The following is a 22,515-nucleotide window of genomic DNA, read 5'->3' as shown; positions in this document are numbered from 1 at the left end:
CAAAGCAAACAGGGACGTTAAGGCTATGACAGAGACCACCAAGACGACCGGCATTACCCGCCGCAATCTGCTCAAGACCGGCGCTGCCGCCGTGGCCGGTACGGCCCTGGGCACGGGCGCCATTACCGGCTTCCCCACCATCTGGGCGCAGAACCCGATCACGCTGCGCCAGTTCGGCACCGGCGTGTCCAACCTCAATGCCATTGCTGAAAAGTGCAAGGAAGACCTCGGCATCACGCTGGAAATGACGGCAACCGATTCCGACGCCGCTGCCCAGCGCGCCGTCACCCAGCCCGACAGCTATGACATTGCCGATATCGAATACTGGATCCTCAAGAAGGTGTTCCCCTCGGGCGTCATCCAGCCCATGGATACGTCCAAGCTGACCTATTACGACAAGATCGTGCCGCTGTTCAAAACCGGCAAACTGCTGCCCGACAGCGTCATCGCCCAAGGCACCGCGCCCCATACCGTGGGCTTTGTCGATGGCCCCGACAGCACCACCTTCGCCGCCGGCGAAACCGGCTGGTTCACCATGGTCCCCACCATCTACAATGCCGATACGCTGGGCATACGCCCCGACCTGGTCGGCCGCGACATCACCACCTGGGCCGACATCATGGACCCGGCCTTCAAGGGCAAGACCGCCATCATCAATGTGCCGTCCATCGGCATCATGGATGCGGCCATGATCATGGAAGCCATGGGCAATATCACCTATGGCGACAAGGGCAACATGACCACCGCCGAGATCGATGCCACCATCGATTTTCTGATCAAGGCCAAGCAGGACGGCCAGTTCCGCGCCTTCTGGAAGAGCTTTGACGAGAGCGTGAACCTGATGAGCTCGGGCGAAGTGGTGATCCAGTCCATGTGGTCGCCGGCTGTCGCTGCCGTGCGCTCCAAGGGCATTGCCTGCAAGTACCAGCCGCTCAAGGAAGGCTATCGCTCCTGGGGCGGTGGCCTCGGCCTGGCTGCCCATCTCGAGGGCGCCCAGCTCGACGCCGCCTATGAATATATCAACTGGTACACCTCTGGCTGGGTCGGCGGCTATCTCAACCGCCAGGGCTATTACTCGGCGGCCATGGACACCGCCAAGGAACACATGTCGCCCGACGAATGGGGCTACTGGATCGAAGGCAAGCCGGCCCAGGGCGATATCCTCGCTCCCGATGGCACGGTGATGGAAAAGGCCGGCGCCGTGCGCGACGGCGGCTCCTTCGAGGAACGCATGGGCAAGGTCGCCTGCTGGAACTCGGTGATGGACGAAGACCGCTACATGGTCCGCCGCTGGAACGAGTTCATCGCGGCCTAAACGCAGCCCCGACACTCGGCTTCCCTCTCCCGTGTGGGGGAGGGGAGCCACGGCGTTATCCTCCCCGCCAGGGCGAGGCATAGACTGCGAGCAGGAGAACGATCAGACATGAACACGCTGTTGAGCCGCGCTACGCCCTATCTGCAGGCCACGCCGCTGCTGCTGATCCTGGGTTTCTTTCTGGCGCTGCCCATCCTGCTGCTGCTGGTCGTCAGCTTCTGGGACTATGACTTTGCTGGCATGTATCCGGACTTCATGACGCTGAACTACGCCGAGAGCCTGGGCTCCTGGGTCACCTGGAAGACCTATCTCAACACGCTCAAATTCGCCGCCATTGTCTGGGCCATCACCGCCTTTGTCGGCTTCTGGGTCGCCTATTTCCTGGCTTTCCATGTCCGTTCGGCGACGACGCAGATGGTACTGTTCCTGGTCTGCACCGTGCCCTTCCTCACCTCCAATATCATCCGCATGATTTCCTGGATCCCCGTGCTCGGGCGCAATGGCCTGATCAATTCGGGCCTGGTCGGCGCCGGCATTGTCGAGCAGCCGGTCGAATGGCTGCTCTATTCGGACTTCGCGGTGATCCTGGCCATGGTGCATCTCTATACGCTCTTCATGGTGACCCCGATCTTCAACACCATGATGCGTATCGATCATTCCCTGGTCGAGGCCGCGCGCGATGCCGGCGCGCGGGACTGGCAGATCATCTGGAACGTCATCCTGCCTTTGGCCAAGCCGGGCATCGCCATCGGCTCGATCTTCGTGGTGACGCTGGTCATGGCCGATTTTTCCACCGTGCAGGTGATGTCAGGCGGCCAGTCCGCCTCGGTGGCGCTGATGATGCGCAACCAGATGAGCCTGCTGCAATATCCGGCCGCCGCGGCCAATGCCATCGTGCTGCTGGTGCTGGTGCTGTTCATGGTGGCCGGCATCCTGCGCATCGTCGATATTCGCAAGGAGCTGTGACATGGGCCAGGAAAAACGCAGTTTCGGTTTTTACGTCCTCGCGGCCTTTTTCGGCCTCTTCGTGCTGTTCCTCTATGGGCCGCTTTCGGCTGTGTTCATCCTCAGCTTCCAGGGGCCGCAGGGCGGGCTGACCTTTCCGCTCAATGGCGTGTCGCTGCGCTGGTTTCAGAACCTGTTCGAAACACAGGCGGTGGGTGATTTCGGCGCCAGCTTCACCCGCTCTTTCCTGCTCGGACTGCTGGTCATGGCCTCGACCGTGCTGGTCTCGCTGCTGGCGGGCCTGGCCTTCCGCCGCAAGTTCGTCGGCGCCACGCCGCTGTTCTACCTGACGGTGGCGAGCCTCGTCGTCCCCTCCATCATCGTCTCGCTGGGCATTGGCGTGCTGTTCCAGCAGCTCGGCTTCCGGCCCGCCTGGTTCAGCTCGGCCTTTGGCGCCCATCTCACCTGGACGCTGCCCTTTGGCGTGCTGATCATGTTCGCCGTCTTCAACCGCTTCTCGCCCAGCTATGAGGAGGCGGCGCGCGACCTCGGCGCCAGTTCCTGGCAGACCTTTGCCCATGTCGTGCTGCCCATGATCGCCCCCAGCCTGATCGGGGTGGGCCTGTTCGGCTTTTCGCTGAGCTATGACGAATTCGCCCGCACGCTGATGACTTCGGGCAGTTCCAATACGCTGCCGCTCGAAATCTACGGCATGACCACCAATGTGACGACGCCCGTGCTCTATGCTTTGGGTACGGTGACCACCGTGTTTTCCTTCCTCATCATCCTGGTGACCGTCGGCGTGATCCTGCTGATGGGCCGGCGTCGGGCCCGCGCATGACCAGCATCCTCGTCGTCAATCCCAACACCACGGCCTCCATGACACTGACCATAGCCGCCGCCGCGCGACTGGTGGCGGCGCCGGGGACGGAGATTATCGCCGCCACGTCCAGCATGGGGCCGGCCTCCATCGAAGGCTATTATGACGAGGCGTTCGCGCTGCCCGGCCTGCTCAGGGAAATCGCCGCCGCCGAACGGGCAGGGGCCCAGGCGGCCGTCATTGCCTGTTTCGACGATACCGGCCTCGATGCGGCCCGGGCCATGGCACAGATCCCGGTCATCGGCATCTGCGAAGCGGCGCTGACCGTGGCCGGCTTCATCGCCAAGCGCTTTACCGTGGTCACCACCATGGAGCGCTCGCGCGTGCCCATCGAGGAACTGGTGCAGCGCTATGGCGTGGCAGGCCGGGCGCGGGTGCGCGCCGCCAATATCGCCGTGCTGGCGCTGGAAGACCCCAATTCGGGCGCCCGCGACAAGCTGCGCAACGAGATCGTCCGCGCTATCGCCGAGGACAATGCCGAGGCCATCGTGCTGGGCTGCGCCGGCATGGCCGACCTGGCGCATACGCTGAGCGGGGAATTCGGCCTGCCGGTGATCGACGGGGTCGGTGCCGCGGTCAAACAGGCCGAGGCTTTGGTGGCCCTGGGCCTGCGCACCAGCAAGCGCGGCGCCTATGCCGCGCCTCTGGCCAAGCCCTATGCCGGCGCGCTCAAGGATTTTGCCCCGGCATGAGCCGCACCTTCCGCACCCTGACGCTGGCCGAGATCGAAACCCTGTTCGACTGGGCGGCGGCCGAGGGCTGGAACCCCGGCCTCGCTGATGCTGCCGCCTTCCACGCCGCTGACCCCGCTGGTTTCTTCGGGGCCTTTGCCGGCGACACAATGGTCGCCGGCATTGCCGCCGTGGCCTATGACGATCGCTTCGGCTTTATCGGGCTTTATATCTGCCATCCGCATTGGCGCGGGCAGGGGCATGGCAAGGCAGTGTGGGACGCCGGCATGGCCTATCTCGACACCCGCACCATCGGCCTCGACGGCGTGCCGGAGCAGCAGGCCAATTATGCCAGCATGGGTTTCGTCACCGCCTATAAGAGCCTGCGCATGAGCGGGACGCTGGCGGGGCAGGGCGTGACAGGGGCGGTCGTGGCGCCCGTCCCGACCGAGGCGATCCTGGCTTATGACGCGGCCTGCTTTCCGGCAGCGCGACCGGATTTCCTGCGCGCCTGGCTGGCGCCGCCGCACCGTCTGCTGACGGTGATGCGCGACGGGGCCTTAGCCGGCTATGCCGTGCTGCGGCCCTGCCGGGAAGGCAGCAAGCTCGGGCCGGTCTTCGCCCGCGATTCTGACGCGGCTACCGCCCTGCTCGACCAGATCGAGGGGCCGGTGCAGATCGACGTGCCACAGGCGCAGGCCGCCTGGATGGGACTGCTGGCGCAGCGCGGCTTCACACCCGGCTTTGCCACCGCTCGCATGTATCGCGGCACGCCGCCAGACATGGCCATGCAGCAGGTCTTCGGCATTACCAGCCTCGAACTGGGCTGATCGCCGGCATAGCCGATCGGCACAAATGGCGGCTTGTGCATGCCGGATCATTCACCATTCCATTAGCTGCACGCCGCGCATGGCTGTTCTACAACCACGGCCGATTGACTTAGAAAGTGCACTTACTATATGTGCGGTTATAATAAGTACGCTTATGGATTGCGCCGCATGGAAACCAAGCCCGACCGGGAGCCCATCATTGCCGGATTGCTGCAGGAGCAGCCCCGGCAGATCGCGACCCTGCTCCATGACACGACGCGCCTGCTGCGCCGCCGCTTTGACGTCGAGGCCAAGGCCTATGGCCTGACGCTGCCGCAGTGGAAGGCGCTTGGCGCCATCCACCGGGAAAACGACATCACCCAGGTGGCGCTGGCCAGCGCGCTCGACATCGACGCCATGACGCTCAGCGGCATTCTCGACCGGCTGGAAAAGCGCGGCCTGGTCGAACGTTTCGTCCATCCCGATGACAGCCGCGCCAAGCTGACGCGCCTCACCCCCGAAGGGATCGAGATCGTCGGCGTGGCCCGCCATGTCGGCGCGACCGTGTTTGGCCAGGCAATGGAGGGGCTGACCCCGACCGATCTGGCGCAGCTGATCGAGCACCTGACGCGTATCCGCACCAATCTGAGCAATTTTGACCAAGACAATGCCGAACCAGGGAAAGCCTCCTGAAATGAACGCTCGCGCCACCGAACCGGCCGCCGCCGGAAAGATCGCCGATACCAAGCTGCGCCCGGTGCCGCCCCCGGTTGCCGCCAATGCGCCCAAGCCGGCGGTCGAGACCGCCGCGCCCCGCAAGTCTGGCGCCGGCCGCATCCTGCTGATGGCTGGCGTGCCACTGCTGCTGGTCGCCGGCGGCGGCTGGTTCTGGCTGACTGGCGGGCGCTACGAAGAAACCGACAATGCCTATGTGCAGCAGGCCAAGGTGTCGATCAGCGCTGATGTCTCGGGGCGCGTCTCCGACGTGAAGGTGCATGACAACCAGGTCGTTGCCGCCGGCGACGTCCTGTTTGCCATCGACCCGCAGCCCTTCGAGATCGCCCTCAGCCAGGCCGATGCGGCTTTGGCCTCGGCCCGCGTCAATGTCGAGCAGCTCAAGGTGAGCTTTGGCACGGCGCAGGCTCAGCTCAAGGCCAATGAACAGACCCTGGCCATCCGCCAGGCCGCCTATGACCGCAAGCAGGCCCTGGTCGACCAAGGCGTGTCGGCCGATGCCTCGCTCGATGAGTCCAAGCTGACCCTGCAGCAGGCCCAGAGCGCCGTCGACCTCGCCCGTCAGCAGGTGGCCGCGGCGACGGCGGCTTTGGCCGGCGACCCAGCCATTGCCACCGACGCCCATCCCGCCGTGCTGGCCGCTCTGGCTGCCGTCGAGCAGGCCCAGCGCAACCTGACCCATGCCACAGTGACCGCCCCGGCCGGCGGCGTGGTCTCCAATGTATCCAGTCTGAATGTCGGCCAGTTCATCGCCGCCGGCTCGATGATCGCCTCGCTGGTGGAAACCGACAACACCTGGATCCAGGCCAATTTCAAGGAAACCCAGCTGGCCGAGCTCAAGGTTGGCCAGCCGGTTGAGATCAAGGTCGATGCCTATGGCGCGCCCATGCATGGCACGGTGGAGAGCTTCGGCGCCGCCACCGGCTCCGAATTCGCTCTGATCCCGGCGCAGAACGCTACCGGTAACTGGGTCAAGGTGGTGCAGCGCCTGCCGGTGCGCATTGCTCTCTCCGAAGCGGCCGACGCGGTGCTCAAGACTGGCATGAGCGCCATGGTGACGGTCGATACCGGCCGCAGCACGCTCGACAAGCTCGCCGGCAACTAGGCGGCGCGGCTGCGGCCGCGCCTCTCTCGCCCCGCCCTTTTTGGAAGCCGATCATGGCCAGCACAGCCGCGCCTGCTCTTTCTGCCCCCAGCGTCGTCGTCCGCAACAAGGCCATGCTCACCGCGGCCCTGATGCTGGCGACGATCATGCAGGTGCTCGACACCACCATCGCCAATGTCGCGCTGCCGCATATGGCTGCCTCGCTGGGCGCCGCGCAGAACGAAATCACCTGGGTGCTGACTTCCTATATCGTGGCCGCCGCCATCGCCACGCCGCTGACCGGCTGGTTGGCCGACCGGCTCGGGCAGAAGCGGCTGTTCCTGATCGCCGTGATCGGCTTTACCGTGGCCTCGGCGCTGTGCGGCATTGCCACCAGCCTGCCCGAAATGGTGGTGTTCCGGCTGATCCAGGGCCTGTTCGGCGCCGTCATCGCGCCGCTGGCCCAGACCGTGCTGCTCAACATCAACCCGCGCGAAAAGATCGGCCAGGCCATGGCCATCTACGGCATGGGTATCATGGTGGCCCCCATTATCGGGCCAACTCTGGGCGGCTGGCTGACCGAAAGCTTTGACTGGCGCTGGGTGTTTTTGATCAACCTGCCGGTGGGTATCGCCGCCGCCTTCATGCTGTGGGCCTTCATGCCCACCACCGATATCAAGATAAGACGCTTCGACTTTTTCGGCTTTGCCATGCTGGCCATCAGCGTCGGCGCGCTCCAGCTCATGCTCGACCGCGGCGCCGACAATTTCTGGTTTTCCTCGGTGGAAACCTGGATCGAGCTGGGCCTGGTGATTTCGGGTCTCTGGGTCTTCATCGTCCACTGCCTGACCGCGGAAAATCCCTTCATCGACATCCGCATCTTCAAGGACCGCAACTTCGTGCTGGCCTCGGTGATGATGTTCGTCGTCGGCATCACCCTGTTCTCGGGCCTCGCTTTGCTACCGCCGCTGCTGCAGACCTTAATGGGCTATCCGGTGATCTTTTCGAGCGTCATCATGGCGCCGCGTGGCGTGGCGACGCTGCTGTCCATGGTGGTGGTCGGCCGCCTCAGCGGCAAGGTGGATCCGCGCATCATGATGCTGTTCGGCACGCTGTGCATGGCCTATTCGCTCTATGGCATGACCAGCTTCAACCTGGAGATGGATTACTGGCCGGTGGTGACCACCGGCGTGATGCAGGGCTTCGGCATGGGCTTCCTCTTCGTGCCGCTCTCGACCATGGCCTTTTCAACCATCGCCCCGCGCTTCCGCGGCGACGCCACCTCCATGTTCGCTTTGGTGCGCAATATGGGGCAGGGCGTCGGCATCTCGCTGGTCACCGCGGTTCTTGCCGCCATGATGCAGATCAACCACGCCGAACTGGCCACGCGCCTGACGGCAACCTCGCAGAATGTCATCAACCAGATGCCAAGCCTGCTGACCGGCAACCCAACCGTCATCGCCACCATCAATGGCCTCGTCACGCAGCAGTCGGCCATGCTGGCCTATCTCGACGACTTCTGGCTCATGCTGCTGCTCAGTCTGGCCGTGCTGCCGCTGATCCTGCTCATGCGCGGCCCCAAGAAGGCGGCGCGGGAGATGACCGCCGAGGAAAAGGCCATCGAGCGCGCCCACGCCATGGCGGAATAAAAAAGTCGGCGGGCGCAATCCCGCCGCCGTCTTCCGCTCAGTCCGGGGCGTTGCCGGGGTCGCGCCGCGCCATGGCGATCAGTTCCTGCTCGCTCTGCACATGCCGCCGCATGCTGTCGAAGAACGAGCGCAGCAGATAGCCCATGGCATCGGGCGACAGGGCCGAGCGGCCATTGCCCAGATCGTGCAGGGCTTCGCTGACCTCTGCCGTGGCGCTCTGATCGGCCAGGTGTTCGGCACGCAGCCGTGCCAGCGTGGGGCCCCATTGCCGGCCCTGACTGGCCTCCAGAAGGGGAAACAGGCCTTCCTCTTCCAGCCGGTGCGTCCGCGCCACCAGCGGTTCGAGGCTGGCGGCCAGGGTCAGGCACATCCGAGGCGTCACCGCATGGGGCAGGCTGTCAGCCACGGTTTCCAGGCCGTCGCAGAGCGCCAGCAATTCTCCATAAGTCTGTTCCAGCGCCTCTAGGCGGTGGTGGGGTTCGCTCATCGCGGAATCCGGTTTCCTGGGTGAACCGGCATGATAGCATCGCCGGACCGGGACTTTTTGACCCCGATCAACTGCGCTGGACTTGGCCCGCCCTGGATCGGCCGCACGCGCCACGATGCGCGATCGGGACTTCACACACCAATCGTCCCGCGATTGCCGAAGTGATCGCCGCGCCGGGAACTCTTGCGGCGCTCAGTGGTTTATCGTGCACAAACATTCTGGTGAGCACGATGACCCTGTCCTGGACCCAACTGACTTTTCCGCAGCAGCAGGCCCTCAGTGCCCTGTGCGCTGGCCAGAGCGGCATTGATCTCGAGCTCGTCGAGCAATTGCGTAATCTGGGGCTGGCCGAAATCAGGAATGCCAGCGTTGCCGTCAGCCCGCTGGGCGCCATCATGATTCCGACTGCCCTTCACTGAACTGCCGACCTCCAAACCGTGCAGTGCTCGGCCCGGCGCAACAGATTTCGATCTGCGGTGTCGGGCCGAATGCCTTTCTGCCCGACAACAACGCGATCCATCGTCCCTGTATCAATCGTGATCATGCTGGAGTTCGACCATGACCGAGAAATCGCCCGTCCGGCCCAATAGCCTGCCCACCGGCGCCGATACGGCGTCCGGCACGGATGTCGCCGATCCGCACCCCGAAGTGCATGAAGACACTGACAAGGTGCCTCATCCCGGCGGCACGCCCCAGCGCCCGGGTCCCGATATCGGCCCCAACAGCTATGTCCATGATGGTACCGCGCCGCCTAAGCCCGACTACCGGCGTTAGGGGGCCAGCAAAGTCCAGTGCTGTGCGAGGATCAGGCTGACGGCTGAAAGCCCAGCTTGGACAGCATGCAGGCCAGCGCCAGGCTTTGGCTGGCGACGTCACCCGGTGCCGCCCCGGCGAGTATCGCCTCTTCCAGCTCTGCGGCCCGTGTCGATACCTGCGGCATGCCGAAGATAGCCCCGGCGCCAGCCAGGCCATGGGCAATATGGCCGATCCGGCTGCGGGCCTCGTCGTCAGCGTCCATCCGGGTCGCCAGCTCTTTCAGTTCGTCACCTTCCCGACGGGCACGCGTGGTGAAATGGGCGCGCAGCGCTGCCATTCTGATGTCGAAGGGTATTGGCTCAGTCATATTCGATCCATACGGATGTTGACGCAGCGCGCGCCCCCCACAAACTGATCATGCCCTAATCGGCACCAAGAGCGCGTCAGGTTTTTCCTGACGCGTGCGAGCAGGCTGCCGGTCAGCTGTTGTCGAGCCAGCCCTCGTTCTGAGCGAACTGAAAGATGTCGGACCGGCTGAACAGGCCGAGCTTGGCCAGGCCCCGCGCCTTGTGAGTCTCGGCGGTCTTGGCGGCAATGCCGAGCTGGGCGGCAATCTGCTTGCCCGACAGTCCCCGTGCCACCATCTGCAGCACTTCGAGTTCGCGCTTGCTCAGCGCCTCGACGCTCGCGCTGGTGGGCGTCGCCTCATTGGCAGTGTGCTCGATTTCGAGAAACACCTCGCCGGCCGCCACGGTGCGGATGCAGTTGAGCAATTCGCTGCCCACTGCCGTCTTGCCGATAATGCCCAGGACCCCGTCATCCACCAGGGGGCGCAGGGCCGCCAGATTGCGCCGCGCCGTCAGCACGATGATGGCAATGTCGGGATGGTTGGCCCGCATCCAGCGGATCACCTCTTCGCCCGGCACGTCCGGCATGCCCAGGTCGGCCACCACGATATCCGGAAGGAGCATGGGAATTTCACACATGGCATGCCGCCCGGAGGTGGTGGCGCCGATGACCGCCAGATCCTCGGCCTGTCCGATCAGCGCGCGCAACGCTTCAATCACCAGGGGATGGTCATCCACCAGGTAAATTGTCGTCGGTGCGCTGTCGCCAGTATGCATGGTGTTCTCGACAGTTAGTCCAAGCAACAGGAAGACTCCTGCAACCGGCAGTCTGACCACTTCGTGGCCGACGGCAAGGGTTTAAATCGTATCAGGGACTTGCCGTAGGAGTTCCTTGCCCGGCCGGGATCAGCCGATCTGGTAGGGCACGATGCTGCGCCGGTCGGCGTCGACGACGATATCGACCGCCAGCGGCGGCACCGAACGCTGGGGGCAGCTGCGCCGCTCGCAGATGCGGCAGGCGACGCCAATGGGGTCGAAACGGGCCCGGGCCAGGTCGACATCGCTGCCATAGACCAGCCGGCTGGCATGGCTGATTTCGCAGCCCAAAGCATAGGCATAGCGGCGGGTAATCCCGTTGAAGCCGCCGCTGCGCTTCTCGCTCGACCAGGCCAGGCACAGATAGCGGTTGCCATCCGGCGTCTCGGCCAGCTGCCGGATGATCTGGCCATGCGCCTCGAAGGCCCGGTGCACATTCCACAGCGGACAGGCGCCGCCAAAGCGGGCAAACTGCAGCGGCGTGGCTGAATGGCGCTTGGTAATGGTGCCGGCGGCGTCGACGCGGGCAAAAAAGAACGGCACCCCCTTTTCGCGCTGCCGCTGCATGCTGGAGAGGCGATGCGCCACCTGTTCGAGGCTGGCGCCGAACAGATGGGCCAGTTCCTCGATATCGTAGCGATGGGCCTCGGCCGCCTTGAGAAAGGCGCCATAGGGCATGTGCAGCGCGCCGGCGAAATAATTGGCCAGGCCCATGCGGGCAATCGAGCGCGCCTCCTCGGTCTTGAAGCTGGCCGCGTCGAGCAGTTGCGCCAAAAGGGTCGTCTGTTCGATGCCGGCCAGATGGGCGGCAATCTGGAAGAACTGCGTCGCCGGTTCGAGCCGCGCATTGATGGCCAGTGTGCGGGTCGAGCGGTCATAGTCCTTGATCAGGTCGGCGCGGGCAGGGGCACTCAGCACCACCCGCAGGTCATGCGCTTCGCCGCAATAGGCGATCAGCCGGCTGAGCCGGTCAGGCGCGAAAATGCCCAGCTCGGCGGCCAAAGCCTCGGCGGCGCGGTCGAGCGGATCGAAATAATTGTCGGCATAGTGGAAGAAATCGCGCACCTCCTCATAGGCGGTCTGCAGCCCCGCCTGCGGATTGCGCGTCAATTCGGCATCGACGCTGGCCAGCCGCTCATTGGTCTTGCGATAGGTTTCGTAGAGCGAGAGCATGGCCCGGGCCACGTCGGGGGCATTGGCGGTGACGGTCTTGAGTTCCTGCAGGTTGGGCATGGTCTCGCCGAAGACCGGATCGGCCAAAGCCTCGCGCAGGTCGGCCAAGAGGCGATCCGAGCCATCGGTCATCAGACTCGTCAGATCGAGATTGAAGCCATCGGCCAAGGCCAGCATCACCGAGGCGGTCAGCGGGCGCTGGTTGGATTCGATCTGGTTGACATAGGAGGCCGAGATATCGAGCCGCGCCGCCAGCTCGCCCTGTGTGAGCTTGTGTTGCGCCCGAAGCGCCCGCAACCGGGCGCCGGCAAAGACTTTGCGGTTGGCCATTCACACAACTCCACAACATTGCAACGATGGGGTTGTGCGATTGTAACAGCCGCGCGCTTTGCTGTCTTGGGAGAAGCGAACTGACGCGCTAGGGTGGCGCCAGCAGGGGAGATGCGCGCATGCAGGAAATCATTGCCCAACTGGAAGCCAAGCGCGGCGAGGCGCGGCTGGGCGGCGGCCAGCGCCGCATCGATACCCAGCACGGCAAGGGCAAACTGACGGCGCGCGAGCGGCTGAGCGTGCTGCTCGATCCGGGCAGTTTCGAAGAATACGACATGTTCGTCACCCATCGGGCGACCGATTTCGACATGGCCGACACCATCATTCCCGGCGACGGCGTGGTCACTGGCTGGGGCACGATCGACGGGCGCCTGGTCTATGTCTTCAGCCAGGACTTTACCGTCTTCGGCGGCTCGCTGAGCGAGACCCATGCCAAGAAGATCTGCAAGATCATGGACCTGGCCATGCAGAATGGCGCGCCGGTGATCGGCCTGAACGATAGCGGTGGTGCCCGCATCCAGGAGGGTGTGGCGAGCCTCGGCGGCTATGCCGACGTCTTCTGGCGCAATGTCCAGGCCTCGGGCGCCGTGCCGCAGATCTCGGTCATCATGGGCCCCTGCGCCGGCGGCGCCGTCTATTCGCCGGCCATGACCGACTTCATCTATATGGTCAAAGACACCAGCTACATGTTCGTCACCGGCCCCGATGTGGTCAAGACGGTGACCAATGAGAGCGTGACCCAGGAAGAGCTGGGCGGCGCGTCGACCCATACCAAGATTTCCTCGGTGGCCGATGCGGCCTTCGACAACGATATCGAGACCCTGGCCGAGGTGCGCCGGCTCTATGGATTTTTGCCGCTCATGGCGGGGCAGAAGCCGCCGCATCGGGTGACGGCGGACCCCGCCAATCGCGACGATGCCAGCCTCGACACCATCATCCCCGCCAGCGCCAACCAGCCCTATGACATGCGCGAGGTGATCGAAAAGATCGCCGACGAGGGCGATTTCCTGGAGCTGCAGAAGGACCATGCCGGCAATATATTGATCGGCTTCATCCGCATGGACGGCCACCCGGTGGGCGTCGTGGCCAACCAGCCGCTGGTGCTGGCCGGGTGCCTCGATATCAATGCCTCCAAGAAAGCCGCCCGCTTCATCCGCTTCTGCGACAGCTTTGAAATCCCCATCCTGACCCTGGTCGACGTGCCCGGCTTCCTGCCCGGCGTGGCCCAGGAATATGGCGGCATCATCAAGCATGGCGCCAAGCTGCTCTTCGCCTATGCCGAGGCCTCTGTGCCGCTGGTCACCGTCATCACGCGAAAGGCCTATGGCGGCGCCTATGACGTGATGGCCAGTAAGCACATCAAGGCCGACGTCAACTATGCCTGGCCCTCGGCCGAGATCGCCGTCATGGGCGCCAAAGGCGCCACCGAAATCCTCTATCGCTCCGAACTCGGCGACAAGGAAAAGATCGCCCAGCGCACGGCGGACTATGAAGCGCGCTTCGCCAACCCGTTCGTGGCGGCGGAGCGGGGCTTCATCGACGACGTGATCATGCCGCATGGCACGAGACGGCGGGTGATCCGGGCGCTGTCGACCCTGCGCACGAAAAACGTGCAGGGACCGATGAAGAAGCACGGGAATATCCCACTGTGAGGAGCGACAGCATGATCACCAAACTCCTCATCGCCAATCGGGGCGAGATTGCCTGTCGGGTCATCAAGACGGCCAAGAAGATGGGCATTGCCACCGTCGCCGTCTATTCGGACGCCGACAGGGAAGCGCTGCATGTGCGCATGGCCGACGAGGCGGTGCATATCGGGCCGTCGCCGGCCAAGGATTCTTACCTGCGGATCGACAAGATCATCGCGGCCTGTCAGGCGACGGGAGCGCAGGCGGTGCATCCCGGCTATGGTTTTCTGAGCGAAAATCCAAAGTTTACCGAGGCGCTGGAGGCGGCGGGGATTATCTTTGTCGGTCCGCCGGTCAAGGCGATCGAGGCCATGGGCGACAAGATTACCAGCAAGAAGCTCGCCGCGGCGGCGGGGGTCTCGACCGTGCCCGGCCATATGGGGCTGATCGACGACGCCGAACATGCCGTGATCATCTCCCGCTCCATCGGCTATCCGGTGATGATCAAGGCTTCGGCCGGCGGCGGCGGCAAGGGCATGCGCATTGCCCATGACGACGAAGAGGCGCGCGAGGGCTTTGCCCGCTCCAAGTCGGAGGCCGCGGCGAGCTTTGGCGACGATCGTATTTTCATCGAGAAATTCGTCACCGAGCCGCGCCATATCGAGATCCAGCTGATCGGCGATAGTCATGGCAATGTGCTCTATCTCAACGAGCGCGAATGCTCGATCCAGCGGCGCAACCAGAAGGTCATCGAGGAGGCGCCATCACCCTTTCTCGACGAGGCGACGCGCAAGGCCATGGGCGAGCAGTCGGTGGCTTTGGCCAAGGCCGTCGGCTACCAAAGCGCCGGCACGGTGGAGTTCATCGTCGACAAGGATAGAAAATTCTACTTCCTCGAAATGAACACCCGCCTGCAGGTGGAGCATCCGGTCACCGAACTGATCACCGGACTGGATCTGGTCGAGCTGATGCTGCGCGCTGCCAATGGTGAAAAACTACCGCTGACGCAGGACCAGGTACAGCGCAAGGGCTGGGCCATTGAAAGCCGCCTCTATGCCGAAGATCCCTATCGCAACTTCCTGCCCTCCACCGGTCGTCTCACCAAATATCGGCCACCGGCCGAAAGCGCGTCCGAGACGCTGCATGTGCGCAATGATACCGGGGTTTTCGAGGGCGGGGATATCTCGACCTTTTACGACCCGATGATCGCCAAGCTCTGCACCTGGGCGCCGACCCGGATCGAAGCCATCGACGCCATGGCTGTGGCGCTGGACAGTTTTGAGGTCGAGGGCGTGGGCAATAATCTGCCCTTCCTCGCCACGGTAATGGAGCAGGAGCGGTTCCGCGAAGGCCGGCTGACCACCGGCTATATTGCCGAGGAATTCCCTGAAGGGTTTAGCGGCGCCACACTGAGCGAACAGCACCAGCTCGATGTGGCCGCCGCGGCGGCGCTGCTGATGAGCCGGCGCGAGGCGCGGCACGGCTTTGCCGCGAGCGAGTGGCACTGGCATGTGCAGATCGGTGAGCAGGCACTGCCGGTGACGGTGGGCGAGACGGCCGATGGCTATACGGTGGGCGCCGACTGGCGGAGTATCGCGGCGCGGCTCGACTGGGTGCCCGGGGCCGGCCTAGCCCGGGTCGAGTGGTCCGATGGCCGCCAGTCGGTGTTCAAGGTCAAGGCGACGACGACGGGTTTCCGTATCCGCTATCGCGGCGCCGACCTCAAGGTGCAGGTGCTGGCCCCGCATGTGGCGAGCCTGCTCAAGCATATGCCGGTCAAGGTGCCGCCCGACATGAGCAAATATCTGCTCTGCCCCATGCCGGGGCAGGTGGTGCGGATCGATGTGGCCGAGGGAGACATTGTCGAGGACGGCCAGACGCTGGCGGTGGTCGAGGCCATGAAGATGGAAAACGTGCTCAAGGCGGAAAAGCGCGCCCGCGTCAGCAAGGTCCATGCCGTCGCTGGGTCGGTACTGGCGGTCGATCAGGTGATCCTCGAATTTGAGGCGGTGGCATGAGCGACAAGACCAATTTCGCCCGCTGGGCCGAGCTCGCCCAGAAGGAATTGCGGGACACCCCGCTATCGTCGCTTGATCGCGATTATGGTGGCGTGGCCGTCAAGCCGGTCTATTTCGGCGACGGCGGCGAGGTGCCGGGGGCCGAGCCGTTTACCCGCGGTGTGCGGGCGACCATGTACGCCAACCGGCCCTGGACCATCAGGCAATATGCCGGCTTCTCGACGGCCAAGGAGAGCAATGCCTTCTACCGCCAGGCGCTGGAAAAGGGGCAGAAGGGGCTCTCGGTCGCCTTCGACCTGGCCACCCATCGCGGCTATGACAGCGACCATCCGCGCGTGGTCGGCGATGTCGGCAAGGCGGGCGTCGCCATCGATAGCGTCGAGGATATGAAGATTCTCTTTGACGGCATTCCGCTCGACCAGATGAGCGTCTCCATGACCATGAATGGCGCGGTGATCCCAGTGCTGGCCATGTTCATCGTCGCCGCCGAAGAGCAGGGCGTCAGCCAGGCCAAGCTCGAGGGCACCATCCAGAACGATGTGCTCAAGGAGTTCATGGTCCGCAATACCTATATCTATCCGCCCGAACCCAGCATGCGCATCGTCGGCGATATCATCGCCTATACCGCCCAGCACATGCCCAAGTTCAACTCGATCTCGATTTCGGGCTATCACATGCACGAGGCCGGGGCGACGGCGGTGCAGGAGCTGGCCTTTACCCTGGCCGACGGCATGGACTATGTCCGCGCCGCCCAGGCCCGCGGGCTCGATATCGACGCCTTTGCCGGGCGACTGAGCTTCTTTTTCGGCATCGGCATGAACTTCTTTCTCGAAGTCAGCAAGCTGCGCGCCGCGCGCCAGCTCTGGAGCGGGATCATGACCGGGCTGGGGGCCAAGGACCCGCGGTCCAAGATGCTGCGCACCCATTGCCAGACCTCGGGCGTGTCGCTGACCGAGCAGGACCCGCACAACAATATCGTGCGCACCACTATCGAGGCGTTGGCCGCGACTTTGGGCGGCACGCAGAGCCTCCATACCAACAGCTTTGACGAAGCCATCGCGCTGCCGACGGAGTTTTCCAGCCGCATCGCCCGCAATACCCAGCTGATCCTGCAGCATGAAAGCCGCATCACCGACGTGGTCGACCCTCTAGGAGGGTCTTACTATGTGGAAGCGCTGACCGCAGAGCTGGTTGAGGGGGCGAAAAAACTGATCGCCCAGGCCGAGGCCGAAGGTGGCATGACCAAGGCGGTGCAGAGCGGCGGGCCAAAGCTGGCCATCGAAACCGCTGCGGCCTTGCGCCAGGCCCGGGTGGACCGGGGCGAGGATGTCATTGTCGGCGTCAACCGCTACCGGCTCGATGTCGAGGACGCCCTTGAGGTGCGCGACATCGACAATGCCAAGGTGCGCCTCGAACAGATCGCGCTGCTGGCCCGCGTCCGCGCCGGCCGCGACGAGGAGAAATGCCAATCCATGCTCGATGCGCTGCGCGAATATGCGGCCATGGACGAGGGCAACCTGCTCGAAGCGGCCGTGGCCGCGGCGCGGGCCCGGGCGACATTGGGCGAGATCAGCCTGGCGCTCGAAGACGTGTTTGGCCGCCACCATGCCGTCACGCGCGTGATCTCTGGCGTCTATGCCAAGGGCTATGGCGACGACCCCGAATTTGCCGCCATTGCCGGCCGCATCGCCGCCTTTAAGGCGGCACGGGGCCGGGCGCCCTCGATCTTTATCGCCAAGATGGGCCAGGATGGCCATGATCGCGGCGCCAAGGTGATTGCCAGCGCCTTCGCCGATCTGGGGTTCCTCGTCCATATGGGGGACCTGTTCGAAACCGCCGGCGAAGTGGCCGCCCATGCCGACGATCTCAAGGTCGATGCGGTGGGCGTCTCCTCGCTGGCGGCGGGGCACAAGACGCTGGTGCCCGAACTGATCGCGGCGCTCAGGGATCGCGAACTCGAACATGTCACCGTCATCGTCGGCGGCGTCATCCCCGAGCAGGATTACGACTTCCTGCTCGATTGCGGCGTTGCGGCGATTTTCGGGCCGGGGACCAATGTGCTGAGCGCGGCCTTTTCGGTGCTCAGCCAGATCGAGGGAAGGCTGAGCAATCGATGATCGGCCGGCTCAACCATATCGCCATCGCCGTGCCGGACCTGGCAGCGGCCTCGGCCAAATATCGCGACCTGCTGGGCGCCCATGTCGGCCAGCCCCAGGCACTGCCCGAGCATGGCGTCACTGTGGTGTTCATCGATACCGGCAATACCAAGGTGGAACTGCTCGAGCCGCTGGGCGCCACCTCACCAATTGCGGCGTTTCTCGCCAAGAACCCGAGCGGCGGCATGCACCATATCTGCTTTGAGGTGGCCGACATCGCCGTGGCGGCGGCGGCGCTCACCGCCGGCGGGGCGCGGGTGCTGGGCGATGGAAAAGCCAAGACCGGGGCACACGGCAATCCGGTGCTGTTCCTGCATCCCAAGGATTTCGACGGCACGCTGATCGAGCTGGAAGAGGTTCCAACCCCCACCTGACCGGCCATTCGAGCGCAGCTCTCATGGCCTTGATCGCTCAAATCGCTCCACCGGAGCGATTTGCCTTCGGTCGCTCTCAAGCCCCTGAAGGGGCCCCCACCTAGCCTCCCCCTGAGGGGGAGGGACAGATCGGGGGTGGAGGCAAGATCTCGCCAAATCCACTGTGCGGTTCCTCCCCCTTGTATGTTTGCTTGGAGGCCGTGATTGGCGATGATCGGCCTGGGAGCTTTGGGTTTACCGGGCTCCCGGGCTGGATAGCGTGTGTCCCCCAAGAGCCAGCAAGCTCGCCCCTGAGCAGACGCGTCCGGCCCATCTTGACTGTCTCGAACGGTTGGTTGGGCGACATGCCCGCATACAAGGCAGAGCGATCATGATTTTTTCCCCAGACTATGTTGGTGTCGACGTCTCCAAGAAGCACCTGGATCTGGCCATCACCGGCTCGAGCAGGTTGCGCGTGTCCAATAATCCGGCTGGCATGGCTCGGTTGGTGCAAAAGATCTCCAGCCTGACCCGGCCCCATCTGGTCTGTGAGGCCACCGGCAGCTATACGCGGCTGATGGCCCGCTCGCTCAGCCAGCATGGCATCGCGCTGAGCACGATTAACCCGCGCCGGGTGCGCGATCTGGCTCGGGCCGACGGGCTGCTGGCCAAGACCGATGCGATTGACGCCGCGGCGATCCTGCGCTTCGCTCACCTGATGCACCCAGATCCCGACCCCCTCTACGATCCAAATGCCGTGGAAATGGCCGATCTGGTGCGCCGGCGCCGCCAGATGGTGGATATGCTGGCCATGGAAAAGCAGCGTCGCGAGCACCCTGAAGCTGCGCTGGCGCAAGCCAGCATCGATGCTCATATAGGCTTCTTGAGCAGCCAGATCGGCGAGATGGATCGGGCCATTACCCGCCAGATCGATAGCGATGCGACGCTACGGCGCCGGGCCGAACTACTCACCACCATCCCCGGCATCGGCCAGACTACGGCCGCCGTGCTGCTGGCCGAAATGCCCGAGCTGGGCGGCATCGGCAACAAGCAGGCGGCCGCCTTGGCCGGAGTCGCCCCCTTCAACCGCGATAGTGGTGAGATGCGCGGCCAGGCCCATATCGCCGGCGGACGCCTCTCGGTGCGCTGCGCTCTCTATATGGCCACCCTGTCGGCCATCCGTGCTAACCCGCCCATCCGCGACTTCTACAAAAGGCTGCGCGCCCAGGGCAAACCGGGAAAGCTCGCCATCGTCGCCGCCATGCGCAAACTCATCACGACAGCCAATGCCGTCCTTGCCAACAACACCCCCTGGCACACCAACACAGCTTGACCGCAAACACGGTTGCTCAGGGGGAGGCTAGGTGGGGGCCTTTGGGCCTTACTGTGCCGCGACAGACTGCGGCTGATCCAGCCCGGCGAGCTGGCGGGCGCGGCGCAGGCTTTCGGGCTGTTCGCTGCGGTGACGGTGGCCGATTTCCATCATCATCACGGTCTCGGGCAGGAACTGCAGGCCGCCGAAAATGCGGTCCCAGTCGATATCGCCCCAGCCCAGCGGCATGTGCAGGTCGCCAATACCCATGGCTGTGTTTTCCTGCGGGAAGAACGGCTTGTAGAAGCCCTGCGGGCGGCCGAAGCTGTCATGCACGTGCAGATGGCCGGTGACCGGCGCCATGGCGGCGATCTCTTCGTAAAAGCTCAGGCCCTTATAGGTGCTCTCGATATAGGCGTGGCTGAAGTCGATCAGCGCCACGACATGGGGGTGGTTGACGGCCTTGACCGTCGCGGCCACTTCGCTGGGGGTCTGGCGATACTGACCCAGCTCGGTGGTGAAGATGTTTTCCAGCGCAATGCGCACACCATAGGGGCGGGCAAAATCGGCCAGCTCGGTCAGGGCTTCGCGCTCGCGCTGGTCGGCGCCGGCACGCTCATGGATCTGGTCGGCGCGCAGGCACCCGCCATGCTGCACGAGGATACGGGAGTCAAGGCGGTCGCAGACTTCCACTAGCGCCTTGGCGGCGGCCAACTGGTACTTCTGCGTGTCCGGGTCCATGAAGTTGGACGAGACCAGGCCATGCACGGTGTAGCGGAAATCGAACTGGCTGGTGATGGCGAGCAGGCGCTCGAGCCGCTCGGGCAGGATGCGGCCGCCGGTGATGAGGTCAATGCTGGTCAAGCCCAGCTCGACCGTGTCGACGCCGATATCGGCCAGACGGCGCAGGTCAGCCTCGAGGCTGAACAGTTCGCCGTCATCCGAACCGGCATTGAAACCCGTTGCAATGATATTGCTCATGAAAAATCTCCAGATCAGGCGTTGATGCGGGCATTGGTGGCAGACGTATTGGCGGCGCCCAGATCGACGCGGCGGCCGGTATCGTGGCTGAAGACATGCGTGTCGACGGCTTCGAAGCTCAGGTGGATCGGCAGGCCGGTGCCCAGCGCGTCATTGCCGGTATCGATGGCGATGATGCGGCTGCCATCGGCATTGGCATAGACCAGCCGGGCAGCGCCCAGCTCTTCGGTATAATCGACCACGGCGGCGATGGCGCCCTTGGTGCCGGCGGGGACGCGGCGCACCAGCTCGGGCCGCACGCCCAGCGACACTTCCTGGCTGGCCAGGCCCGACGAGAGGCTGGGCAGATGGATCATGCCGCCCTGGCCATGGCGGAAATAGCCGTCATCGCTGAAAAAGCCGCGGATCAGGTTCATGGCGGGGGAGCCGATGAAATCGGCGACAAAGAGGCTGGCGGGGCGGTGATAGACCTCGCTGGGCCGGCCCACCTGCTCGACCACGCCCTGGTTCATGATGATCAGCCGGTCGGCCAGGGTCATGGCTTCGGTCTGGTCATGGGTGACGAACACCGAGGTGACGCCAAGGCTGCGATGCAGGCCCCGCACCTCGGCGCGCATGGCCACGCGCAGCTTGGCATCGAGGTTGGAAAAGGGCTCGTCGAACAGGAACACCTTGGGCTCGCGCACCATGGCGCGGGCCATGGCGACGCGCTGGCGCTGGCCGCCCGACAGTTCGCCCGGCTTGCGGTCGAGATAGGGTTCAAGGCCCACCGAGGTGGCGACCTTCATCACCTTGATCTCGCGCTCGGGCTTTTTCATGCCGGCCACCTTGAGGGCATAGCCGACATTCTGACGCACCGTCATATGCGGATAGAGCGCATAGTTCTGGAACACCATGGCGCAGCCACGCTCGCGCGGCTCGAGCTTGTTGACCACGGTGCCGCCGATGGCGATCTCGCCTTCGCTGATCTCTTCAAGCCCGGCAATCATGCGCAGCAAAGTGGACTTGCCGCAGCCCGATGGCCCCAGGATGACGACGAATTCGCCGGCTTCGATCTCGACATCCACGCCATGGATGACATGGGCCTTGCTCTTGGCATAGCGCTTCTTGACGCCGGAAATGCTGATGGCTGACATGGATTGTCTCACTTGTCGTTGGAGATGAGGCCGCGCACGAACCAGCGCTGCATGAAGGCTACGACCAGCAAAGGCGGCAGCATGATGATGAGGGCGCCCGCCATGGTGACGTTCCAGTCGGGCGTGCCATTGGGATCGGGGATCAGGGCCTTGAGCTGCATCACCACGGTGCCGAAATTGGCCCGGTCGGTGGTGATCAGCAGCGGCCACAGATACTGGTTCCAGCTCGAGACGAACATGATCGTGGCCAGCGCCAGCATATTGGTGCGGCTGAGCGGGATCAGCACTTCGAAGAAGAAGCGCATCGGCCCGGCGCCATCCATCTTGGAGGCTTCCACCAGCTCGTCGGGAATGGTCATGAAGAACTGGCGGTAGAGAAAGGTGCCGGTGGCGGTGGCCACCAGCGGCAGGATCAGCCCGGGATAGGAGTTGAGCAGGTTCCATTCCAGCCCTATGCGGATCCCCGAAAGCGTCTCGACCAGCCCGGTCAGCCCCAGCGTGTCGAGGATGAACTGGAAGGGCTGCAGCGCATTGGCGGCGATGGCATAGGTCGGCACGATGCGCACTTCGAGCGGCAGCATCAGCGTGGCAAAGATCAGCCAGAAGCAGATCATCCGGCCGCGGAAGTTGAAGAACACGATGGCAAAGGCCGACAGGGCCGCCAGGATGATCTTGCCGGTGGTGACCCCGACCGCCACGATGAAACTGTTGAGCATTTTCGGGCCGAGATCGGCCCGCGCCCAGGCGGCCTGCAGGTTGTCGAGCAGATGGCTCGAGGGCAGCAGCGAAATCGGCACCTGGCTGACTTCCTGCAGCGACTGCGAGCCGGCCACGAAGGTGATCCAGAACGGCACCAGCACGAAGAACATGCCGAACACCATCACCGCATAGGTAACGAAGTCGAAGAAAGGCGAACGTTCGATCATGACCGGAC

The 22,515-nt window shown here is 64.1% G+C and carries 22 protein-coding genes; 15 read left to right on the top strand and 7 right to left on the bottom strand.

Features of this window, described 5'->3' with window-relative positions:
* The first annotated feature begins 25 nt into the window (after nucleotides 1-25).
* From GDR53_RS03015 to GDR53_RS02980, 8 genes are all read left to right on the top strand, one after another.
* Nucleotides 26-1,315 (top strand): ABC transporter substrate-binding protein, encoded by a 1,290-nt coding sequence (locus GDR53_RS03015; protein WP_193336635.1) that lies wholly within the window; start codon nucleotides 26-28, stop codon nucleotides 1,313-1,315.
* Between the two features lie 108 nt (nucleotides 1,316-1,423).
* A complete protein-coding gene (locus tag GDR53_RS03010; RefSeq protein ID WP_193336634.1) occupies nucleotides 1,424-2,281 on the top strand; it encodes an ABC transporter permease in 858 nt (285 codons plus the stop codon).
* 1 nt (nucleotide 2,282) lies between these two features.
* A complete protein-coding gene (locus GDR53_RS03005) occupies nucleotides 2,283-3,101 on the top strand; it encodes an ABC transporter permease (protein ID WP_193336633.1) in 819 nt (272 codons plus the stop codon).
* On the top strand, nucleotides 3,098-3,832 hold the full coding sequence (locus GDR53_RS03000; RefSeq protein ID WP_193336632.1) for an aspartate/glutamate racemase family protein: 735 nt from the start codon (nucleotides 3,098-3,100) through the stop codon (nucleotides 3,830-3,832). Before GDR53_RS03005 ends, GDR53_RS03000 begins: the two co-directional genes overlap by 4 nt.
* A complete protein-coding gene (locus tag GDR53_RS02995) occupies nucleotides 3,829-4,641 on the top strand; it encodes a GNAT family N-acetyltransferase (protein ID WP_193336631.1) in 813 nt (270 codons plus the stop codon). The genes GDR53_RS03000 and GDR53_RS02995 overlap by 4 nt, the downstream gene beginning before the upstream one ends.
* A 168-nt stretch (nucleotides 4,642-4,809) precedes the next feature.
* Nucleotides 4,810-5,313, top strand: a complete 504-nt coding sequence (locus GDR53_RS02990; protein WP_193336630.1) for a MarR family winged helix-turn-helix transcriptional regulator — start codon at nucleotides 4,810-4,812, stop codon at nucleotides 5,311-5,313.
* A 1-nt stretch (nucleotide 5,314) separates the two neighbouring features.
* Nucleotides 5,315-6,460 carry an HlyD family secretion protein gene (locus GDR53_RS02985; RefSeq protein ID WP_193336629.1) on the top strand — a complete coding sequence of 382 codons (1,146 nt, stop codon included), beginning with the start codon at nucleotides 5,315-5,317 and terminating at the stop codon, nucleotides 6,458-6,460.
* Nucleotides 6,461-6,513: 53 nt separating this feature from the next.
* On the top strand, nucleotides 6,514-8,088 hold the full coding sequence (locus GDR53_RS02980; protein ID WP_193336628.1) for a DHA2 family efflux MFS transporter permease subunit: 1,575 nt from the start codon (nucleotides 6,514-6,516) through the stop codon (nucleotides 8,086-8,088).
* Between the two features lie 37 nt (nucleotides 8,089-8,125).
* Here the strand turns inward: GDR53_RS02980 and GDR53_RS02975 are convergent, their stop codons facing one another.
* On the bottom strand, nucleotides 8,126-8,575 hold the full coding sequence (locus tag GDR53_RS02975) for a hemerythrin domain-containing protein (RefSeq protein ID WP_193336627.1): 450 nt from the start codon (nucleotides 8,573-8,575) through the stop codon (nucleotides 8,126-8,128).
* A gap of 20 nt (nucleotides 8,576-8,595) precedes the next feature.
* Between GDR53_RS02975 and GDR53_RS02970 the strand changes: the two genes are divergently transcribed.
* Nucleotides 8,596-8,994: a hypothetical protein gene (locus tag GDR53_RS02970; protein ID WP_193336626.1), complete on the top strand. Its 399-nt coding sequence runs from the start codon at nucleotides 8,596-8,598 to the stop codon at nucleotides 8,992-8,994.
* Between the two features lie 139 nt (nucleotides 8,995-9,133).
* Nucleotides 9,134-9,349, top strand: a complete 216-nt coding sequence (locus GDR53_RS02965; RefSeq protein ID WP_193336625.1) for a hypothetical protein — start codon at nucleotides 9,134-9,136, stop codon at nucleotides 9,347-9,349.
* Between the two features lie 31 nt (nucleotides 9,350-9,380).
* Here GDR53_RS02965 and GDR53_RS02960 read toward each other — a convergent pair whose 3' ends face one another.
* The 3 genes from GDR53_RS02960 to GDR53_RS02950 all read right to left on the bottom strand — a co-directional run bounded on the left by GDR53_RS02960 (nucleotide 9,381) and on the right by GDR53_RS02950 (nucleotide 11,997).
* Nucleotides 9,381-9,698: an Hpt domain-containing protein gene (locus GDR53_RS02960; RefSeq protein WP_193336624.1), complete on the bottom strand. Its 318-nt coding sequence runs from the start codon at nucleotides 9,696-9,698 to the stop codon at nucleotides 9,381-9,383.
* A gap of 112 nt (nucleotides 9,699-9,810) precedes the next feature.
* A complete protein-coding gene (locus GDR53_RS02955; RefSeq protein ID WP_193336623.1) occupies nucleotides 9,811-10,482 on the bottom strand; it encodes a response regulator transcription factor in 672 nt (223 codons plus the stop codon).
* Between the two features lie 102 nt (nucleotides 10,483-10,584).
* Nucleotides 10,585-11,997 (bottom strand): helix-turn-helix domain-containing protein, encoded by a 1,413-nt coding sequence (locus tag GDR53_RS02950; RefSeq protein ID WP_193336622.1) that lies wholly within the window; start codon nucleotides 11,995-11,997, stop codon nucleotides 10,585-10,587.
* Nucleotides 11,998-12,116: 119 nt separating this feature from the next.
* On the opposite strand from GDR53_RS02950, the gene GDR53_RS02945 reads away from it, so the two are divergent.
* From GDR53_RS02945 to GDR53_RS02925, 5 genes are all read left to right on the top strand, one after another.
* Nucleotides 12,117-13,649, top strand: coding sequence for an acyl-CoA carboxylase subunit beta (locus tag GDR53_RS02945; RefSeq protein ID WP_193336621.1), 1,533 nt, complete (start codon nucleotides 12,117-12,119; stop codon nucleotides 13,647-13,649).
* Between the two features lie 11 nt (nucleotides 13,650-13,660).
* The gene (locus GDR53_RS02940) at nucleotides 13,661-15,643 is read left to right on the top strand and encodes an acetyl-CoA carboxylase biotin carboxylase subunit (RefSeq protein WP_193336620.1); all 1,983 of its coding nucleotides are present in this window, start codon (nucleotides 13,661-13,663) and stop codon (nucleotides 15,641-15,643) included.
* Nucleotides 15,640-17,760 carry a methylmalonyl-CoA mutase gene (gene scpA, locus GDR53_RS02935; RefSeq protein WP_193336619.1) on the top strand — a complete coding sequence of 707 codons (2,121 nt, stop codon included), beginning with the start codon at nucleotides 15,640-15,642 and terminating at the stop codon, nucleotides 17,758-17,760. The genes GDR53_RS02940 and scpA overlap by 4 nt, the downstream gene beginning before the upstream one ends.
* Nucleotides 17,757-18,173, top strand: coding sequence for a methylmalonyl-CoA epimerase (mce, locus tag GDR53_RS02930; protein ID WP_193336618.1), 417 nt, complete (start codon nucleotides 17,757-17,759; stop codon nucleotides 18,171-18,173). The genes scpA and mce overlap by 4 nt, the downstream gene beginning before the upstream one ends.
* A gap of 370 nt (nucleotides 18,174-18,543) precedes the next feature.
* The gene (locus tag GDR53_RS02925) at nucleotides 18,544-19,485 is read left to right on the top strand and encodes an IS110 family RNA-guided transposase (RefSeq protein WP_193336481.1); all 942 of its coding nucleotides are present in this window, start codon (nucleotides 18,544-18,546) and stop codon (nucleotides 19,483-19,485) included.
* A 48-nt stretch (nucleotides 19,486-19,533) separates the two neighbouring features.
* Here GDR53_RS02925 and GDR53_RS02920 read toward each other — a convergent pair whose 3' ends face one another.
* Genes GDR53_RS02920 through GDR53_RS02910 form a run of 3 tightly spaced genes read right to left on the bottom strand, consistent with a single transcriptional unit; the run spans nucleotide 19,534 to nucleotide 22,507 of the window.
* Entirely contained in the window at nucleotides 19,534-20,445 is a 912-nt protein-coding gene (locus GDR53_RS02920) for a TIM barrel protein (protein ID WP_193336617.1), read from the bottom strand.
* A gap of 14 nt (nucleotides 20,446-20,459) precedes the next feature.
* On the bottom strand, nucleotides 20,460-21,581 hold the full coding sequence (locus GDR53_RS02915; protein WP_193336616.1) for an ABC transporter ATP-binding protein: 1,122 nt from the start codon (nucleotides 21,579-21,581) through the stop codon (nucleotides 20,460-20,462).
* A gap of 8 nt (nucleotides 21,582-21,589) precedes the next feature.
* Nucleotides 21,590-22,507: an ABC transporter permease subunit gene (locus GDR53_RS02910; protein ID WP_193336615.1), complete on the bottom strand. Its 918-nt coding sequence runs from the start codon at nucleotides 22,505-22,507 to the stop codon at nucleotides 21,590-21,592.
* Between the last annotated feature and the right edge of the window lie 8 nt (nucleotides 22,508-22,515).

The sequence above is a fragment of the Devosia beringensis genome, assembly GCF_014926585.1.
In the GTDB taxonomy this organism is placed as follows: Bacteria; Pseudomonadota; Alphaproteobacteria; order Rhizobiales; family Devosiaceae; genus Devosia; species Devosia beringensis.
The sequence above is the reverse complement of the archived record's forward strand: the minus strand, read 5'-3'. Positions and strand labels throughout refer to the sequence as shown.